The organism is Dysgonomonas sp. HDW5A (assembly GCF_011299555.1).
Classification (GTDB): domain Bacteria; phylum Bacteroidota; class Bacteroidia; order Bacteroidales; family Dysgonomonadaceae; genus Dysgonomonas_A.
The window spans coordinates 3,308,498-3,325,306 of the sequence record NZ_CP049857.1 but is presented as its reverse complement, the minus strand read 5'-3'; the positions used below and the strand labels follow the sequence as shown (position 1 = coordinate 3,325,306).

Here is a 16,809-nt window from a genome sequence, read left to right as displayed (position 1 = left end):
AAAAATGTTAAATCTTATAAATCTAAATCTCTGTAAAAAATAGCATAACACATTCCGAAATATGTCCTTATAAGTAAAAGAAAATATTTAATGATATATTTTAAAGGTATAACAACCTATCGCTGTTTTGCTTACCAAAGCAATAAATAGTTCTGCGAACTTATGACCCAATAACCTCTCAATTATTAATTTTATTACCAACATCATGAAAGACATTATTGTTTCGAAACCCATTCGGGTTTTACTTTTATTCCTCTTTATTCCCCTGTGGCTGTTTGCACAGAATATATCCGTAAAAGGAATAGTGAAAGATGCCAAAGGCGATCCGCTTATTGGTGTAAGTGTGATTGAAAAAGGAACCTCCAATGGCGTTGTCACCGATCTGGACGGACAGTATACATTGAACGTTTCTTCTAAAGCTAAACTTGATTTTTCATATTTAGGATATGTCTCCCAAACAGTGGATGTAACAGGAAGAACCAAAATTGATATTGTATTACAAGAAAATGTAAAGGCACTTGATCAGGTGGTAGTTATCGGTTATGGTACTCAGCGAAAAGAGGCTGTAACAGGATCTGTGGCTTCAATAAAAGGAGATGCAATTCGTGAAATGGCAGCCTCCGATGTTTCGTCGGCGTTATATGGTCGTCTTGCCGGAGTAGATATGTCGCAAACATCATCTAAACCGGGTGCTTCGATGCAGATTCGTATTCGTGGTACACGTTCTTTGAGTGCCAGTAATGACCCTCTTATTGTTCTTGACGGTATTCCATTTGCCGGAAGTATGAGCGACATTAACCCCAGTGATATTAAAAGTATCGATATCCTGAAAGATGCTTCCGCAACAGCCATTTACGGTTCACGTGGGGCAAACGGGGTTCTGTTGGTTACAAGTAATAAGGGGCAAATGGGAGCAAAAGCAGCGGTAAATTACAATGGATTTGTCGGGATGAAAACTCTTTTTGCCAGATACCCGATGATGAATGGAGAGGAGTTTGTTAAACTTCGTGAGTTTGCAGGAATGTTTACTCAAAACGGAGAAGACGAATCTAATAATACGAATACCGACTGGCAAGACCTTATGTATGAAAATAGTATGGTAACCAATCACGATTTAAGCGTTTTAGGTGGAACCGAACAAGGAAGTTACAATTTCAGCCTTGGTTATTTTCGGGACGAGTCGTTATTACCCCAACAAAACTTCACCCGCTATTCGATGCGTGGTACGCTTGATCAGGGAATAGGTCAAAACTTGAAATTCGGATTCATTACAAATAATAACTATTCTGTCTCCAATGGAGGAAATTTAGGCTTGTATAATACCCTAAGTGCCACACCAATCTCTAATCCTTATAACGAAGACGGCACATGGAGAAGAACCATAAGAATGGCTAGTGACGAGCAGTGGGTATATTCAAGAGAAACAATAGATGCGCTTGGTGACAAATGGATCGATCAGACCCGTGCATTCGGATCATACAATACCATCTACGGAGAAGTAAAAATTCCGGGTGTGGAGGGTTTGAAATACAGGCTTAACTTAGGCTTGAACTATCGTCAAAACAACGGAGGAAGTTATACAGGAGAAGGTGTATTCAGTGCCACTCCCACAACACCTTCAACCGCATCGGTATCTAATACACATACAACCAACTGGGCAGTCGAAAATCTGGTAACTTATGACCGGGTATTTGCTGAAAAACATTCGCTAAATGTAGTTGCATTGTATTCAGCCGAAGAAACTCAATATAATAAATCGCAGATGTCGGCTCAGGGTATTCCTTCAGATGCCTTTCAGTTCTATAATTTGGGACATGCAACAGGCGAAATTGCTGTTAAACCGGGCGATCAGGACTATTACAGAAGTGGCTTGATGTCATGGATGGGACGTGCCATGTACTCTTATGATGACCGCTATATGCTAAGTGTTGCATTTAGATCCGATGCCTCATCAAGATTGGCTCCGGGAAATAAATGGCATACTTATCCTGCTGTATCTGCCGGTTGGAATGTCAAAAAAGAAGTATTTATGGATGGTGTTACTTGGTTAGATAACCTGAAATTAAGAGTAGGATATGGACAAACCTCCAATGAATCTATTTCGTCCTACAAAACTCTTGGACGTTTAAGTACCAGACCATACAATTTTGGTGAATACAATACCGTGGGGTATTATGTTTCGGAACTTCCAAATCCGAATTTAGGTTGGGAATATTCTGAAACATGGAACTATGGTGTAGACTTTTCTTTTCTGAACGGCCGAATTTCAGGTAGTGCCGAATATTATATACAAAACACAAAGGATCTTTTGCTTAGCGTAAATCTTCCCTCAACAGCAGGCGTAGGCAGTTATATGGCCAATGTCGGAAAATCGCAAAACAAAGGATTTGAGCTTACACTCAACGGAACTGTATTGGATAATTATAACGGCTGGAGTTGGGACGTTGGTGTCAACCTTTATGCCAACCGCAATAAACTAGTTTCACTAGCTTCGGGGCAAACAAGAGATGAAAGTAACTGGTGGTTTGTTGGTCATCCCATTGATGTCATATACGACTATGAGAAAATAGGTCTCTGGCAGGAAGGCGACAAGTATCGTGATATTTTGGAACCCGGAGGAAATGCGGGTATGATTAAAGTAAAATACACGGGTGAGTTTAATGAAGATGGTTCACCCAAAAGACAAATTAATGCCAGCGATAGACAAATAATGAATGTAAATCCTGATTTTCAAGGAGGTTTCAATACCCGTGTAGCTTACAAAGGATTTGATTTAAGTGTTATAGGTGCTTTCCAAAGAGGAGGTATTTTGATTAGCTCTATCTATTCTTCAGCAGGATACCTGAATATGTTGAGCGGACGAAGAAACAATGTCAAAGTAGATTATTGGACTCCCGAAAATACAGACGCCCAATATCCCAAACCCGGAGGTATAGAGAGTAGCAACAACCCTAAATACGGTAGTACTCTTGGTTACTTCGATGCATCATACCTGAAAGTACGCAATATTACACTGGGCTATAATTTCAACTCACAACTAACCAGAAGCCTTGGTGTTAACAAGCTCTACATTTATACGACCATACAGAACCCGTTTGTACTATTCTCTCCGTACCACGATGAGTCGGGCATGGATCCTGAAACCAACTCTCTTGGTGACGAGAATCAGGCAGTTACTACTGCATACAAAAAACGTCTTCTGGTTATAGGAACCAATAGTCCATCGACCCGCAACTACCTGATAGGCTTAAATGTAACATTCTAAAAAAGATCGACATGAAACGAATACATATAAAAAAATATATTTCAACAGTTCTTTTGGCATCTCTCCTTATAGGATGCTCCGATATTCTGGAAGAAACCCCACGTGGTATTTATACCCCTGAATATTTCAAAACCGAAAAAGGTGTTATTGGAGGAGTAACCTCACTGTATGCTAATTTACGATACGTATATGGAAATGGGTATTGGCTTAACGCTTGCGAAACCGGAACCGACGAATATACATACGGACACGGTGCAGATGGCAACTACAAAGATCTCGATCTTTCGGGGGTAGGCTCAATTACACCCTCCAGCAGCCGTGCGGATGTACTATGGAACAGGGCATATTCAGATATCAACACAGCCAATGGTATTATCGAAAACGCAGTCGAAGTAAAAACTATTTCGGCAGCCTTAGTTGCTGAAGCCCGATTTTTCAGAGCATTCGATTATTTCATGCTCGTACAAACTTTTGGTGGAGTGCCTTTGGATTTAGGTTCGGGAGAGCTGAAGTTCAATGTATCCACTTCACGCTTTTCGGCTCGCAATACCGTGCCCGAAGTATATACCAAAGCAATATTTCCCGACTTGGTAATCGCAATAAACGATTTGCCGGATGCAGGACGTGTTACCGGAGGTATCACCAAAACTGCTGCCCGATTGTTCTTGGCAAAAGCTTATCTAACGTATGGCTGGTGGCTCGAAAATCCGAAAAATATACCTACTTATCCCGAAGCAGCCCGAACAGATCTTGATGGACATGATGCACAATGGTATTATCAGCAAGCATATAATGTAGCAACAACTGCTATTGACAATCCGGGACCTTTTGGTTTGCAACAAACATACTATGATGTCAACTTAGCTCAAAACGACCGGAATAAGGAGATGTTATTATATGCAGATCATACCGAGTCAAGCGAATATTACGATGGCGAGTCGAGCCACTCCTATAACACCGGTACATCTCCCGGAAATTTTGCTGTCTGGATGGTTACATGGGATTACACATTCCTCGAAAGTGCACCTAATACGGATTGGAGCGGAACTAAAATAAGATCCGTTCAGCGTGAAGCAGCACAAGCTTACGGACGTCCATGGAAATGTATGGCTCCTACTATTGACGTCGTGAAAAAGACATTTAACGATAAAACCAACGACTCTCGCTACGATGGTACATTTGTCACTTCTTTCCGCGGTAACTGGGATAAGGGCGGCGTAAAAAATGAGTTTTTGTATAATGCTAATGGCATAAAAGTATATCCGGGCGATGCTATCCTTTCTTTTCTTGACGAAGAACCGGCTACAAATATCGATTACTCCAACTCTGTTTACAAAAGCAACGTAGGTGCAGGTATATTACCGGGAAGAGCGGACTTTGTGATAGCCCCAAGCGGCATCAGCAGATATGCTTACCCGAATCTTTGGAAAATAGGTACTTATCGGACAGATAATGGAACCGGACTCGGACAACCGAACGGTAGTATCACTCGTCCTTTTCCTGTAGCCAAGTTCTCCGAACTTTATCTGGTAGCAGCCGAAGCTGCAGTAAAAGGTGCAGTTACAGTAAGTGGAAAAAGTGCCAGAGAATTGGTTAATGTACTTCGTGCACGTGCAGGTATCTGGCGTTGGAGTAACAACGGTAATAAGGCTAAAGTTCAGGACAATAGTGCTGCAATGATTGCCGCAACTCCTGCCACAATCACCATTGACTACATTTTAGCCGAACGTTCTCGCGAATTTTATGGCGAAGGTTATCGCTGGCACGATTTGGTACGTACTCAAAAATGGGGTGAACTTGCTGCAACCTATGAAATTTGCGGTACCGCTGTTGGAGATCATACTCCTGTGAAAGTAACCCGCGATATTCAAGCATATCATTACCTACGTCCGATTCCTCAAGGTCAGATTGACGGTATGGAGATGCCTGCTGCCGAAAAAGCGGCTTATCAGAATCCAGGCTATAAATAACTATCCTGTAAATCAGCCGGACGATTCGGTTCGTCCGGCTGATTTCTCATTACATAAAGAATCTGTGGTCTCAGACTTTTTATTGCTTTGGCAAGCATCAAAAAATAGAGACAGTTATGTTGATGAAATATCGCATTAAATATTTAACGCTACTTAATACTATGAGAACAAAATATATCGTTTTAGCATTATTTTTCCTTTTTACGGTTGTTTCTCAAGCTCAGAAAACACCCTATCTGCAAAAGAAAGGTACGGCTACACAGCTAATCGTAAAAGACAATCCGTACTTAATACTAGGAGGAGAATTGGGCAACTCAACAGCCTCTTCTTTGGAAGACATGCAGTGGGTATGCGAAAAACTCCAGAAAATGAAATTAAATACAATGCTCGTGCCCGCCTATTGGGAACTCATAGAATCAGAAGAAGGCAAATACGATTATACACTGGTCGATGGTATTATCGAACTGGCACGTAAACACGACCTGAAAATTGTATTTCTCTGGTTTGGAGTCTGGAAAAACAGTATGTCGTGTTATGCACCAATGTGGGTTAAAGAAAATTATCAAAAATATCCGCGTGCCGTTACAAAATCGGGGCAACCATTGGAAATATTAAGTGCTTTCAGTCAAAATAATCTGGAGCTTGACAAACGTGCATTTAAACATTTCATGAATCATTTAGCCGAAGTGGATAAAACGCAACAAACCGTTATTATGGTACAAGTCGAAAATGAGATCGGTATGATTGAAGATGCCAGAGATTACAGTAAAGAAGCCAACAAACTATTTACATCGGAGGTTCCTAAGCAATTGGTCGATTATTTAGTAAAAAATAAACAAAGCCTTCGCCCTCAGCTTTTGGATAGATGGGAAAAGAACGGCTTTAAAACAAAAGGAACATGGACTGAACTTTTCGGTGAAGGACTGGAAACTGATGAAATATTCATGGCTTGGAACTACGGCTTATTTATTCAGGAAGTAGCACAATCGGGCAAAAATGCTTACAATTTACCGATGTATCTGAATGCAGCACTCAATAGCAGAGGACGCAAACCGGGAGCTTATCCGAGTGCAGGGCCTCTGGCTCACCTTCTCGATATTTGGCGGGCTTCTGCTCCGGCAATAGATTTCCTTGCTCCCGATATTTATGACCCCGGATTTACCGACTGGTGCAAACAATACCATGTAAACGGGAATCCTTTATTTATACCTGAAATCAGATTGGCAGAAGAAAATGCCGCACGGGTTTTCTATGCTTTCGGAGAACACGATACTATGGGCTTCAGCCCATTTTCAATAGAAAGTGTAACAAATCCCGAAGAATATCCTTTGACTAAAAGTTATAAAATATTACGCCAGATATTACCTCTTTTATCCGAAAAGCAGGGAGAAGGAAAAACTAACGGATTCTGGTTCGACAGTGAACAAAAAGAACGTACTATCGAAAGAAACGGATATACATTCACATTTAAACACGATTATACATTAGGTTGGAATCCACAGGCAAAAGACGGAAATAAATGGCCCGAAACAGGGGCTTTGATAATAGAACTCTCAAAAAATGAATATCTTGTAGCGGGAACAGGCGTAGTTGTTACATTTGGCAACACAAAAAAAGACGGTACACAAACGGGAATCGGGATTATAGATGAAGTAGAATTCAACGATGGTAAAATGAGACCTCTGCGTCGTATGAACGGAGACCAAGACCATCAGGGCAGACATTTGCGTATTCCGGCAGGTGAATGGAGTATTCAATACGTGAAACTGTATGACTATAAATAAAAAACTATGACGAAAAAGAAATTATACCTGATTATATGCTTACTGATTCTTGTTTTTCAAACAACGATATCAGCTTCCGATAAAGAAAAGTTTGTCTCTACTCAAAAGAATGCTTCTTACTTTCCTTTGGCTGTGGATGGCAGACCTGTTTCTATTCTTACTGATGATTCGGACTATAAGGGTGTGCTGCGTGCGGTAAATGATCTGAAAGAAGATTTTCGGATAGTAACAGGAAATACACCTCAACAAGGGGCTGCAAAATTTGCCTTAATTATTGGCACTGTCGGTAAATCGGCTACAATAGATAAACTGATACAAACAGGAAAAATAGAAGCTAAAGACTTAACAGGAAAAAACGAAAAGTACATTCTGAAAACGGTAATGAATCCCATAGACGGAGTAGACGCTGCCTTAGTGATTGCAGGCAGCGACAAACGGGGAACTATATACGGTGTTTATGAATTATCGTCACAGATCGGTGTGTCGCCTTGGTACTATTGGGCAGATGTACCGGTGGTAAATCAAAAAAACTTATATGTAAAACCCGGAACATATACCGAAGGAGAACCAGCCGTACAATATCGAGGTATCTTCTTGAATGACGAAGCTCCGGCTCTATCAGGATGGAGTAAAGCTACTTTCGGGGGATTCAATCATCAGTTTTACGAAAAGGTATTCGAATTGATTCTTCGCTTGAAGGGGAATTTCCTATGGCCAGCCATGTGGGGAAGTGCATTTTATGACGATGACCCTCTTAATGGACCTTTAGCAGATGAATATGGCATTGTGATGGGTACTTCGCACCATGAACCGATGGCATTGGCTCAACAAGACTGGAAAAGACGTGGAGAAGGTGCTTGGGACTATAAAAAGAACGGTGAAGTTCTACGTAAATTCTGGACATCGGGCATCGAACGGGCTAAAGATTGGGAATCACTTATTACGATAGGCATGCGTGGTGATGGCGACGAACCGATGAGTGAAGAAAGTAACATCGACCTGCTTCAAAAAATAGTAAAAGACCAACGCACTATCATTTCGAAAGTAACTGGCAAAAAAGCTGAAACTGTTCCACAAGTATGGGCTTTGTACAAAGAAGTGCAGGACTATTACGACAAAGGAATGCGTGTTCCCGATGATATTACATTGTTATTATGTGACGACAATTGGGGAAACGTTCGTAAACTTCCCGACCTCAATGCTCCTAAACGAAAAGGCGGATACGGAATGTATTATCATTTCGATTACGTAGGCGGACCTCGCAATTATAAATGGATTAATGTCAGCCAAGTACAACGTATCTGGGAACAAATGAACCTCACTTACCAATACGGTGTCGATAAAATATGGGTCGTAAATGTAGGTGATCTTAAACCCATGGAATACCCGATCAGTTTCTTTCTGGATATGGCTTGGAATCCCAACCGATTCAATGCAGATAATCTCGTACAACATACCGAGGAATGGTGTGCACAACAATTCGGCGAAAAATACGCTAAAGAATCGGCACGTCTGATAAATCTCTACACGAAATACAATCGCAGAGTTACACCCGAATTATTGAACGAAAAAACATACAGCCTCGCAAACTACAATGAATTTGAAACTGTTGTCAACGATTACAGAAATCTGGTTATAGATGCTATGCGTTTATATAATGTGATTCCGAATAATTACAAAGACGCTTTCGATCAATTGGTATTATTTCCTATTAATGCCTGTTCTAATCTGTATGAAATGTATTTTGCCGTAGCTAAGAACCGATACTATGCCGAAAAGCAAGACATTCAGGCAAATTACTGGGCAAATAAAGCGAAAGAATGTTTCGAAAGAGACTCTATCCTGACAGTTCATTACAACCAAAGTATTGCAGGTGGAAAATGGGCTCATATGATGGATCAAATCCGTATTGGATATACTTATTGGCAACAACCCGAAAAGAGTGTAATGCCTCGTGTTGAATATATTATGACAACAATGGAGATGAAAGAAAAAGTATTCTCTGAAACGGATGGTTATGTATCTATCGAAGCTGAACATTTTACACGTCAAAAAAACGGTAATAATATATCGTGGAAAGTGATCCCCGATTTGGGAAAAACGCTTTCGGCTATAACTACTTTTCCTGTAACGGCTATCCCTCAAGAAGGCGATAACGTATATCTGGAATACGATGTCAACCTGACAAGTACGGGTAATGCCCGTTTGATTGTTTTACTATCCCCTACCCTCAATTTTAATTCAAATAAAGGGTTACGTTATGCGGTATCTATTGATGGAGGTGAGGAACAAATCGTAAACTTCAATCAAACCTTTACCGAAAGGGAAAGAGAAAATTGGGTTGCCAACAGTATTATTGAGTCCATAACAAACTTTCGAATCGACAAAAGTGGATTACATACCATTCGATTTAGAGTATTAGATCCTGGAATTGTTTTACAAAAAATAATGCTCGATTTAGGTGGATTAAAACCCAGCTATTTAGGTGCTCCCGAAAGTAAGACGTTAAAATAATATAGAATGAAAACAATAAATAAATACAGACGAATAAGACGGGTAGCATTTATAATGCTGCTCACCTTACTTTGCGTTGTTAACGGTAGAGCATCTGTAAAACTCCCCGCACTGATTAGCGACGGTATGGTTTTACAACGAGATACGGAGCTAAAACTTTGGGGATGGGCATCGAAAGGAGAAAGTATTGAAATTAGCTTTTTGAACAAGTCATATAAAACGACTACTGATGCAAACGGAAAATGGGAAGTTACACTACCTCCTCAAAAAGCAGGAGGCCCCTACCAGATGCAAATTAATGATATTTCGATAAACGATATTCTGATTGGCGATGTCTGGCTATGTTCGGGGCAATCGAATATGGAAACACTTATCAGTAGGGTATTAGATTTATATAGGGATGAAGTCAGTCAGATAAATAACCCATATATCCGATATTTAAAAACACCGTTAAAGTACAACTTCACAGGAGCGAGTGACGATATAAATGGCGGTTCGTGGAAATCGGCAACTCCTGAAAACATACTCGATTTTTCGGCAGTGGCCTACTTCTTTGCCAAAGATTTATACGATAAATACAAAGTTCCGATCGGACTACTCAATTCAAGTGTAGGAGGTTCTCCCATCGAGGCATGGCTTAGCAAAGATGCGTTGAAGCAATTCCCTACTAATTTGCAAGTAGCTCAGCAATTTGCTCAACCCGGCTATATAGATAGCATCCGAGCAGAAGAGAAAAAAATCACAGAACAATGGTACACGACCTTAAATCAAAATGACAAGGGCATATCCAATTGGTTTAAAAACAATATCGACATATCAGACTGGGGTACAATCAGTTTACCCGGATATTGGGCAGATAAAGGAATCGGAAACATAAACGGTTCGTTCTGGTTTCGCAAAGAATTTGAAGTTCCAGCTTCAATGGTCGGTAAACCTGCCGTACTTCGCTTAGGCTGCATTGTGGATAGTGATTCGGCATATATCAACGGACAGTTCGTAGGAACAACCTCGTATCAGTATCCTCCACGTATTTACACTATCCCTTTGGGGCTTCTTCACGAAGGTAAAAACTCTGTAACAGTGCGTGTTATTAACTCCATAGGAAAAGGCGGTTTTGTAGAAGATAAACCCTATCGGATTGTCGTAGGAGACAAATTTATCGACTTGACAGGAAATTGGAATTATAAAGTAGGTGTGGAAATGGCTCTTCTTCGTCCTCAGACTTTTTTTCAGTACAAACCCATGGGGTTATACAATGCAATGATAGCACCATTACTCAATTACCCTATCAAAGGTATTATATGGTATCAGGGCGAATCAAATACATCCCAGCCAGCAGAATATAGTACTTTGCTGACAGCATTAATCAACGATTGGCGGATAAAATGGAACAGAACTGATCTGCCATTTATTATAGCACAGCTTCCCAATTTTATGCAGCCGAAAGAAAACCCTTCCGAAAGCAACTGGGCTATGTTGAGAGAGTCACAATTGAAGGCTTTAGCTCTTCCCAATACAGGAATGGCTGTTAATATCGATTTGGGCGAATGGAACGATATTCATCCTTTAAATAAAAAAGATGTCGGGCATCGCTTAGCTCTTATTGCTATGAAGATCGCATATGGAGATCCGAATGTTATAAGTTCAGCTCCCATATATAAAAGTATGGTTGTAGAAGGCGATAAAATAATCCTTTCGTTTACAGAAATAGGAAATGGTTTCACCCCTACTGAAAAGCTCAAAAGCTTTGCTATTGCAGCAGATGACAAACAATTTGTTTGGGCAGATGCTAAAATTGAAGGGGATAAAGTAATTGTGTGGAGTGACAAGGTGAGGAATCCCGTTGCCGTAAGATATGCTTGGGCTGATAATCCCGAGGGAGCTAATTTACGGAACAAAGAAGGTCTTCCATCAAGTCCGTTCAGAACAGACAATTGGTAAAGTCACAGACCTTTTTATTATCCATATAGATATAAACAGTAAGTAACAATAGGTCGCAGACCTTAATAATGATAATTATGAAAATATTAAAAAACTTAAAACCCTTCTTGCTTGCTCTAAGCATCTTAACACTGACGGGATGCAACAGCAAAAAGATTGAACCCTATCAGGATACCTCTCTTTCTTTTGAGGAAAGAGCCACCGATTTGGTATCGCGAATGACGTTGCAGGAGAAAGTCAATATGCTGCGGTACGATTGCCCCGGTGTAGAACGTCTGGGGGTGCCTGCCCACAATTTCTGGAACGAGTGCCTGCATGGTGTAGCCCGTTCGGGTAAAGCAACCGTTTTTCCGCAGGCAATCGGTATGGCTGCCATGTGGGATAGCGAAGAAATGTTTGGTATTGCCGACGCTATTTCGGACGAAGCACGTGCCAAACATCACGAATATGCCTCGAGAGGTAAGCGTGGCATTTATCAAGGATTAACCTACTGGACTCCGAATATCAATATTTTCCGTGATCCACGTTGGGGAAGGGGAATGGAAACATACGGAGAAGATCCTTATTTGACTGCTGAACTGGCTGTTCCTTTCATAAAAGGATTGCAGGGCGATGATGATAAATATCTTAAACTGGTAGCTACAGCTAAACATTTCGCTGTTCACAGCGGGCCCGAATCGACACGACATTCGTTTGATGTATGGCCTAATGATTACGATTTGGAAGAAACCTATCTGCCTCATTTCAAAAGAACTGTACAGGATGCTCATGTATATTCGGTGATGTGTGCTTATCAAAGTTTCAGGGGAGCTCCTTGTTGCGGAAACAAATTTTTGGAAAGTATGTTGCGTGAAAAATGGGGATTCAAAGGATATATAGTTTCCGACTGTTGGGCAATTCGTGATTTTTATGAAGAAAAAGCCCACCACGTAGTAGCTACCCCCGAAGAAGCGGCAGCCATGGCAGTAAAAGCAGGAACAGACCTCAACTGTGGTGATACATATATACACTTGGTTGCTGCTGTTGAGCAGGGTTTAATTACCGAAGCCGAATTGGATGTTTCGGTACACCGTGTACTTATGGCGTTGTTTAAACTAGGAATGATGGACAACGATAAAGATGTAAAATACGCACAAATACCTTATGATGTGGTAGAAAGCAAAGAACATCAAGCCTTGTCGTTGGATGCTGCACGCAAATCGATGGTACTTTTGAAGAATGAAAATAATCTTTTGCCTTTCAGCAAAGAGGTGAAAAAGGTAGCTGTTATAGGACCCAATGCAGATGACTTAGAGGTACTGCTAGGAAACTACAACGGCTACCCTACTAACCCTAAGACTCCGTTAACAGGATTGCGTGAAAAACTACCCAATGCAGAAGTCGTTTATGCTCAAGGGTGTGCTTTGGCTGAAAAATTACCTTATTTTGAGGCTATCCCTTCCGACTTTCTGTTTACGGATGCAAGTAAATCGCAAAAAGGTCTTAAAGCTGAATACTTCTCCAATATCAAATGGGATGGAAAACCTGCACACTCGCAAGTTGATCCGAATGTAGATTTTATTTGGTGGACAACTGCTCCTTTCAAAGACATGAAATACGATCAATTCTCGGTACGATGGACAGGTGTAATTGTACCTCCCACATCGGGTGAATATGCTTTGGGAGGTGAAGGATTCTCGGGATTCAATCTGTATTTAAATGATTCGTTAGTAACTAAATGGAAAGACGTACACCATCCTCGTAAAGTATACGAACTGATGAAACTGGAGGGTGGAAAAGCCTATAATATCCGCTTAGAATATGTTCAGGATAATACAGAATATGCTATTATGCGTTTGCTTTGGGGTACACCGAAGCCAAACCTGAAACAGGAGGCTATCGACTTGGCTAAATCGTCTGACTTAATTGTACTTTGCATGGGATTAAGTCCCTTGTTGGAAGGCGAAGAAATGCCTGTAAAAATAGAGGGTTTCTCAGGTGGCGACCGTTTGGACATTAAACTGCCAAGTACGCAAACCGATCTGATTCGTGAGATACACAAATTGGGAAAACCAACCGTATTGGTATTTCTGAATGGTAGTGCACTAGCATTCAATTGGGAAGCCGAAAATATGCCTGCCATTATCGAAGCATGGTATCCCGGACAAGAGGGAGGAGCTGCTTTAGCCGATATTATTTTTGGAGACTATAACCCTGCGGGACGTTTGCCATTGACATTCTACAAAGACATCAAGCAAATACCTGCTTTCAGCGATTATGATATGACAGGCAAAACATACCGTTATTTCAAAGGTGATCCTTTGTATGAATTCGGATATGGATTGAGCTATTCCACTTTTGAATACGCTATCAAAAATGCACCCGAAACAATCAAGTCTGGTGATAATATAACTATTTCGGTAGATGTGAAAAACACAGGCAAGATGGATGGTGACGAAGTGGTTCAGCTATACGTTTCTCTACCGGACAGTAAACTAAAAACACCGATCAGAGCTTTACAGGGTTTCAAACGTATTCACCTAAAAGCAGGCGAAACTAAAACCGTTGAATTTACTATCACTCCAAAACAAATGGCTGGACGCGACAAAGAAAATTTGGCTCAGGTTTCCAGCGGAAAAGTATTGCTTTCGGTAGGTGGAAAACAACCTGACAGCAAAGCTATCAATTTAAAACAGGTGGTTCAGAAAGAAGTTCAGGTTACAGGAAATACCTTTTACATTAAAGACTAGTTCCGTTTAATAGTCTAAGAGGGCAGATAAATGTCTGCCCTCTATTTTCAATTTAAAAGGTTTAAAACCTTAATGCTTATGAAATATATTATAAACACATTTATTTTTGTTATGTTCTCCTTTTCGCTTTTTGCCGAAGACGGGAGTAAACTATGGTTAAGATATGCACCTTCCGAAACTGTTTATGATTTTTCGAGAGTAACAATAGATGAAAATACTCCAACTTTAGAAAAAGCACTGAAAGAACTCAGTATCGCCTCCCAATCTTTTACAGGAAAAGACATCGAAGCGAGTAAAGCAACCGATAACAGCTCTTTGATTATCGGCACTGTAAAAAGCAAAAACATTGCTTCTATAATACCTGCAAAGGATTTTCGCGGTTTAGGTAACGATGGATATATTATCCAGACTATAAACAAAGGAGGCAAACAAAGTACTGTTATTGCATCAAACACAGATATAGGTGTACTTTACGGGGTGTTTCACTTTCTGAGATTGATCCAAACAAATCAACTGCCGGAATCGGTTAATATCAAGGAAACTCCCAAATACGATGTCAGAATACTCAACCATTGGGATAATCTAGATGGAACAATCGAGCGTGGCTACGCAGGATATTCACTTTGGAAATGGAATGAATTACCCAATACCCTATCGCCTCGATACGAAGGCTATGCACGTGCAAATGCTTCGGTAGGAATAAATGCAACTGTTTTAAATAATGTAAATGCCAGCCCACAGATATTGAGTAAAGAATATCTCTCCAAAGTAAAAGCCTTAGCAGAAATATTCCGCCCTTATGGGATAAAAGTATATCTGGCAGTCAACTTCTCATCACCCAAAGAGTTAGGGGGATTACCTGATTCAGACCCTTTAAATAAAGAGGTGATTAAATGGTGGAACGACAAAGCAAAAGAGATATACAGCATCATTCCCGACTTTGGAGGCTTCTTGGTAAAAGCCAATTCCGAAGGATTACCCGGCCCTCAGGATTACGGACGTACCCATGCCGATGGCGCTAATATGCTGGCTGATGCCCTAAAGCCCTATAACGGTATTATAATGTGGCGTGCATTTGTTTACAACCCGAGCAGCGAAGACAGGGCAAAACAAGCCTATCTCGAATTTATGCCTTTGGATGGACAATTCAGAGACAATGTAATCATCCAGATTAAAAACGGTCCGATAGATTTTCAACCTCGGGAACCGTTCAGCCCATTATTCGGAGCTATGCAGAAAACACCCGAGATGGTAGAGTTTCAGATTACACAGGAGTATCTTGGATTTTCGAATCATCTGGCTTATTTAGCTCCCCTTTTCAAAGAAACGCTCGATAGTGATACCTATTCGAACGGAAAAGGCTCTACCGTTGCTAAGATAACAGATGGTACTTTACGACCTCACCAACGGACCGCCATTGCTGCCGTTGCCAATATCGGCGAAGATACCAATTGGTGCGGACATCATTTTGCACAGTCCAACTGGTACGCTTTCGGGCGTTTGGCTTGGGATCATCAATTGACCTCGGAGCAGATTGCTGATGAATGGATAAAAATGACTTTCTCGAAAGACAAAAACTTTGTGAATCCGGTAAAAGATATCATGCTCGCATCTCGTGAAGCGGTTGTCGATTATATGATGCCGATGGGCTTACACCACATATTCGCTTTCGGACACCATTATGGTCCTGAACCTTGGGGAGATGTACCTAATGCCCGCCCCGATTGGATGCCCTGGTATTATCACAATGCAGACTCTATCGGACTTGGTTTTAATCGTACCTCAACAGGAAGCAATGCTGTTTCGCAATACTTTTCACCTTTGAAAGAAATCTATAATGATCCATCACGTTGTCCCGAAAGTTTACTACTTTGGTTTCATCATATACCTTGGAACTATAAGATGAAAAACGGACGTAGTATGTGGGACGAGTTGTGTTATAAATACGATTCGGGAGTGCAGCAGGTCAGAGGTTTTCGGAAAACATGGGAACAGATGCAGCCATATATAGATGAACAACGTTTCAGCGATGTAAAATCTAAATTAGAGATACAATCAAAAGATGCTGTTTGGTGGAAAGATGCGTGCCTGCTTTATTTTCAAACATTTTCTAAACGTCCTATCGCTTCTGATATAGAACTGCCCATACATAAGTTGGACGATTTGAAAAAGATAAAACTCGATATGAAACATCATAATTAGAGTTTGTCAAACTTACTTATCGGTAAATACACATAGATCGAAACTGAATAATGCGAATGGGTAGTCGCCCCCTTTTATCTATCAATAAATGAAGCCAATAAGTAGTTGGAATTATATGTTCTATTTAGTTGTCTTTTTACTACGCGCAATCAAAGATTGCTTGTATTCCTTTTGCCCAAAGCCGCAAAAGGAATCAAAAAGGCTTTGTGCTGCGTGGCTCGCCTGTCTGACTTAAGCTTGCGGGCTAAACTAAACTTATTGCCTTACGGCACGTTTAGTTTTACGCCCGCTTCGCTTGTCAGCCAACGGCTGTGGCACTGATGCACTTGGGCTGACGCACGAAAGTGGCTTTCGCCCGTCAGGCTTCCCCGACCTTGACGGTTGCACGGGGTACCCGTAGGGCG

The 16,809-nt window shown here is 40.9% G+C and carries 7 protein-coding genes; all 7 read left to right on the top strand.

All coding sequences use genetic code 11. From position 1 onward, the window contains the following. Positions 1–205: 205 nt before the first annotated feature. Positions 206–3,265, top strand: coding sequence for a TonB-dependent receptor (locus G7050_RS13920; RefSeq protein ID WP_166116479.1), 3,060 nt, complete (start codon positions 206–208; stop codon positions 3,263–3,265). Positions 3,266–3,276: 11 nt separating this feature from the next. Further along, on the top strand, positions 3,277–5,235 hold the full coding sequence (locus G7050_RS13915; RefSeq protein WP_166116476.1) for a RagB/SusD family nutrient uptake outer membrane protein: 1,959 nt from the start codon (positions 3,277–3,279) through the stop codon (positions 5,233–5,235). Positions 5,236–5,396: 161 nt separating this feature from the next. Then, entirely contained in the window at positions 5,397–7,019 is a 1,623-nt protein-coding gene (locus tag G7050_RS13910) for a DUF5597 domain-containing protein (protein WP_166116474.1), read from the top strand. A 6-nt stretch (positions 7,020–7,025) separates the two neighbouring features. After that, entirely contained in the window at positions 7,026–9,533 is a 2,508-nt protein-coding gene (locus tag G7050_RS13905) for a glycosyl hydrolase 115 family protein (RefSeq protein WP_166116471.1), read from the top strand. Positions 9,534–9,539: 6 nt separating this feature from the next. Beyond that, positions 9,540–11,474 carry a sialate O-acetylesterase gene (locus G7050_RS13900; RefSeq protein WP_166116469.1) on the top strand — a complete coding sequence of 645 codons (1,935 nt, stop codon included), beginning with the start codon at positions 9,540–9,542 and terminating at the stop codon, positions 11,472–11,474. A gap of 77 nt (positions 11,475–11,551) precedes the next feature. Further along, a complete protein-coding gene (locus tag G7050_RS13895) occupies positions 11,552–14,203 on the top strand; it encodes a glycoside hydrolase family 3 C-terminal domain-containing protein (RefSeq protein ID WP_166116467.1) in 2,652 nt (883 codons plus the stop codon). A gap of 78 nt (positions 14,204–14,281) precedes the next feature. Beyond that, positions 14,282–16,405 (top strand): alpha-glucuronidase family glycosyl hydrolase, encoded by a 2,124-nt coding sequence (locus tag G7050_RS13890; RefSeq protein ID WP_370521859.1) that lies wholly within the window; start codon positions 14,282–14,284, stop codon positions 16,403–16,405. The last annotated feature ends 404 nt before the right edge of the window (positions 16,406–16,809 follow it).

Bases quoted from the DNA above. Each gene is read 5' to 3' on its own strand.
- G7050_RS13920 (WP_166116479.1), top strand. From the start codon at position 206: ATGAAAGACATTATTGTTTCGAAACCCATTCGGGTTTTACTTTTATTC.
- G7050_RS13915 (WP_166116476.1), top strand. From the start codon at position 3,277: ATGAAACGAATACATATAAAAAAATATATTTCAACAGTTCTTTTGGCA.
- G7050_RS13910 (WP_166116474.1), top strand. From the start codon at position 5,397: ATGAGAACAAAATATATCGTTTTAGCATTATTTTTCCTTTTTACGGTT.
- G7050_RS13905 (WP_166116471.1), top strand. From the start codon at position 7,026: ATGACGAAAAAGAAATTATACCTGATTATATGCTTACTGATTCTTGTT.
- G7050_RS13900 (WP_166116469.1), top strand. From the start codon at position 9,540: ATGAAAACAATAAATAAATACAGACGAATAAGACGGGTAGCATTTATA.
- G7050_RS13895 (WP_166116467.1), top strand. From the start codon at position 11,552: ATGAAAATATTAAAAAACTTAAAACCCTTCTTGCTTGCTCTAAGCATC.
- G7050_RS13890 (WP_370521859.1), top strand. From the start codon at position 14,282: ATGAAATATATTATAAACACATTTATTTTTGTTATGTTCTCCTTTTCG.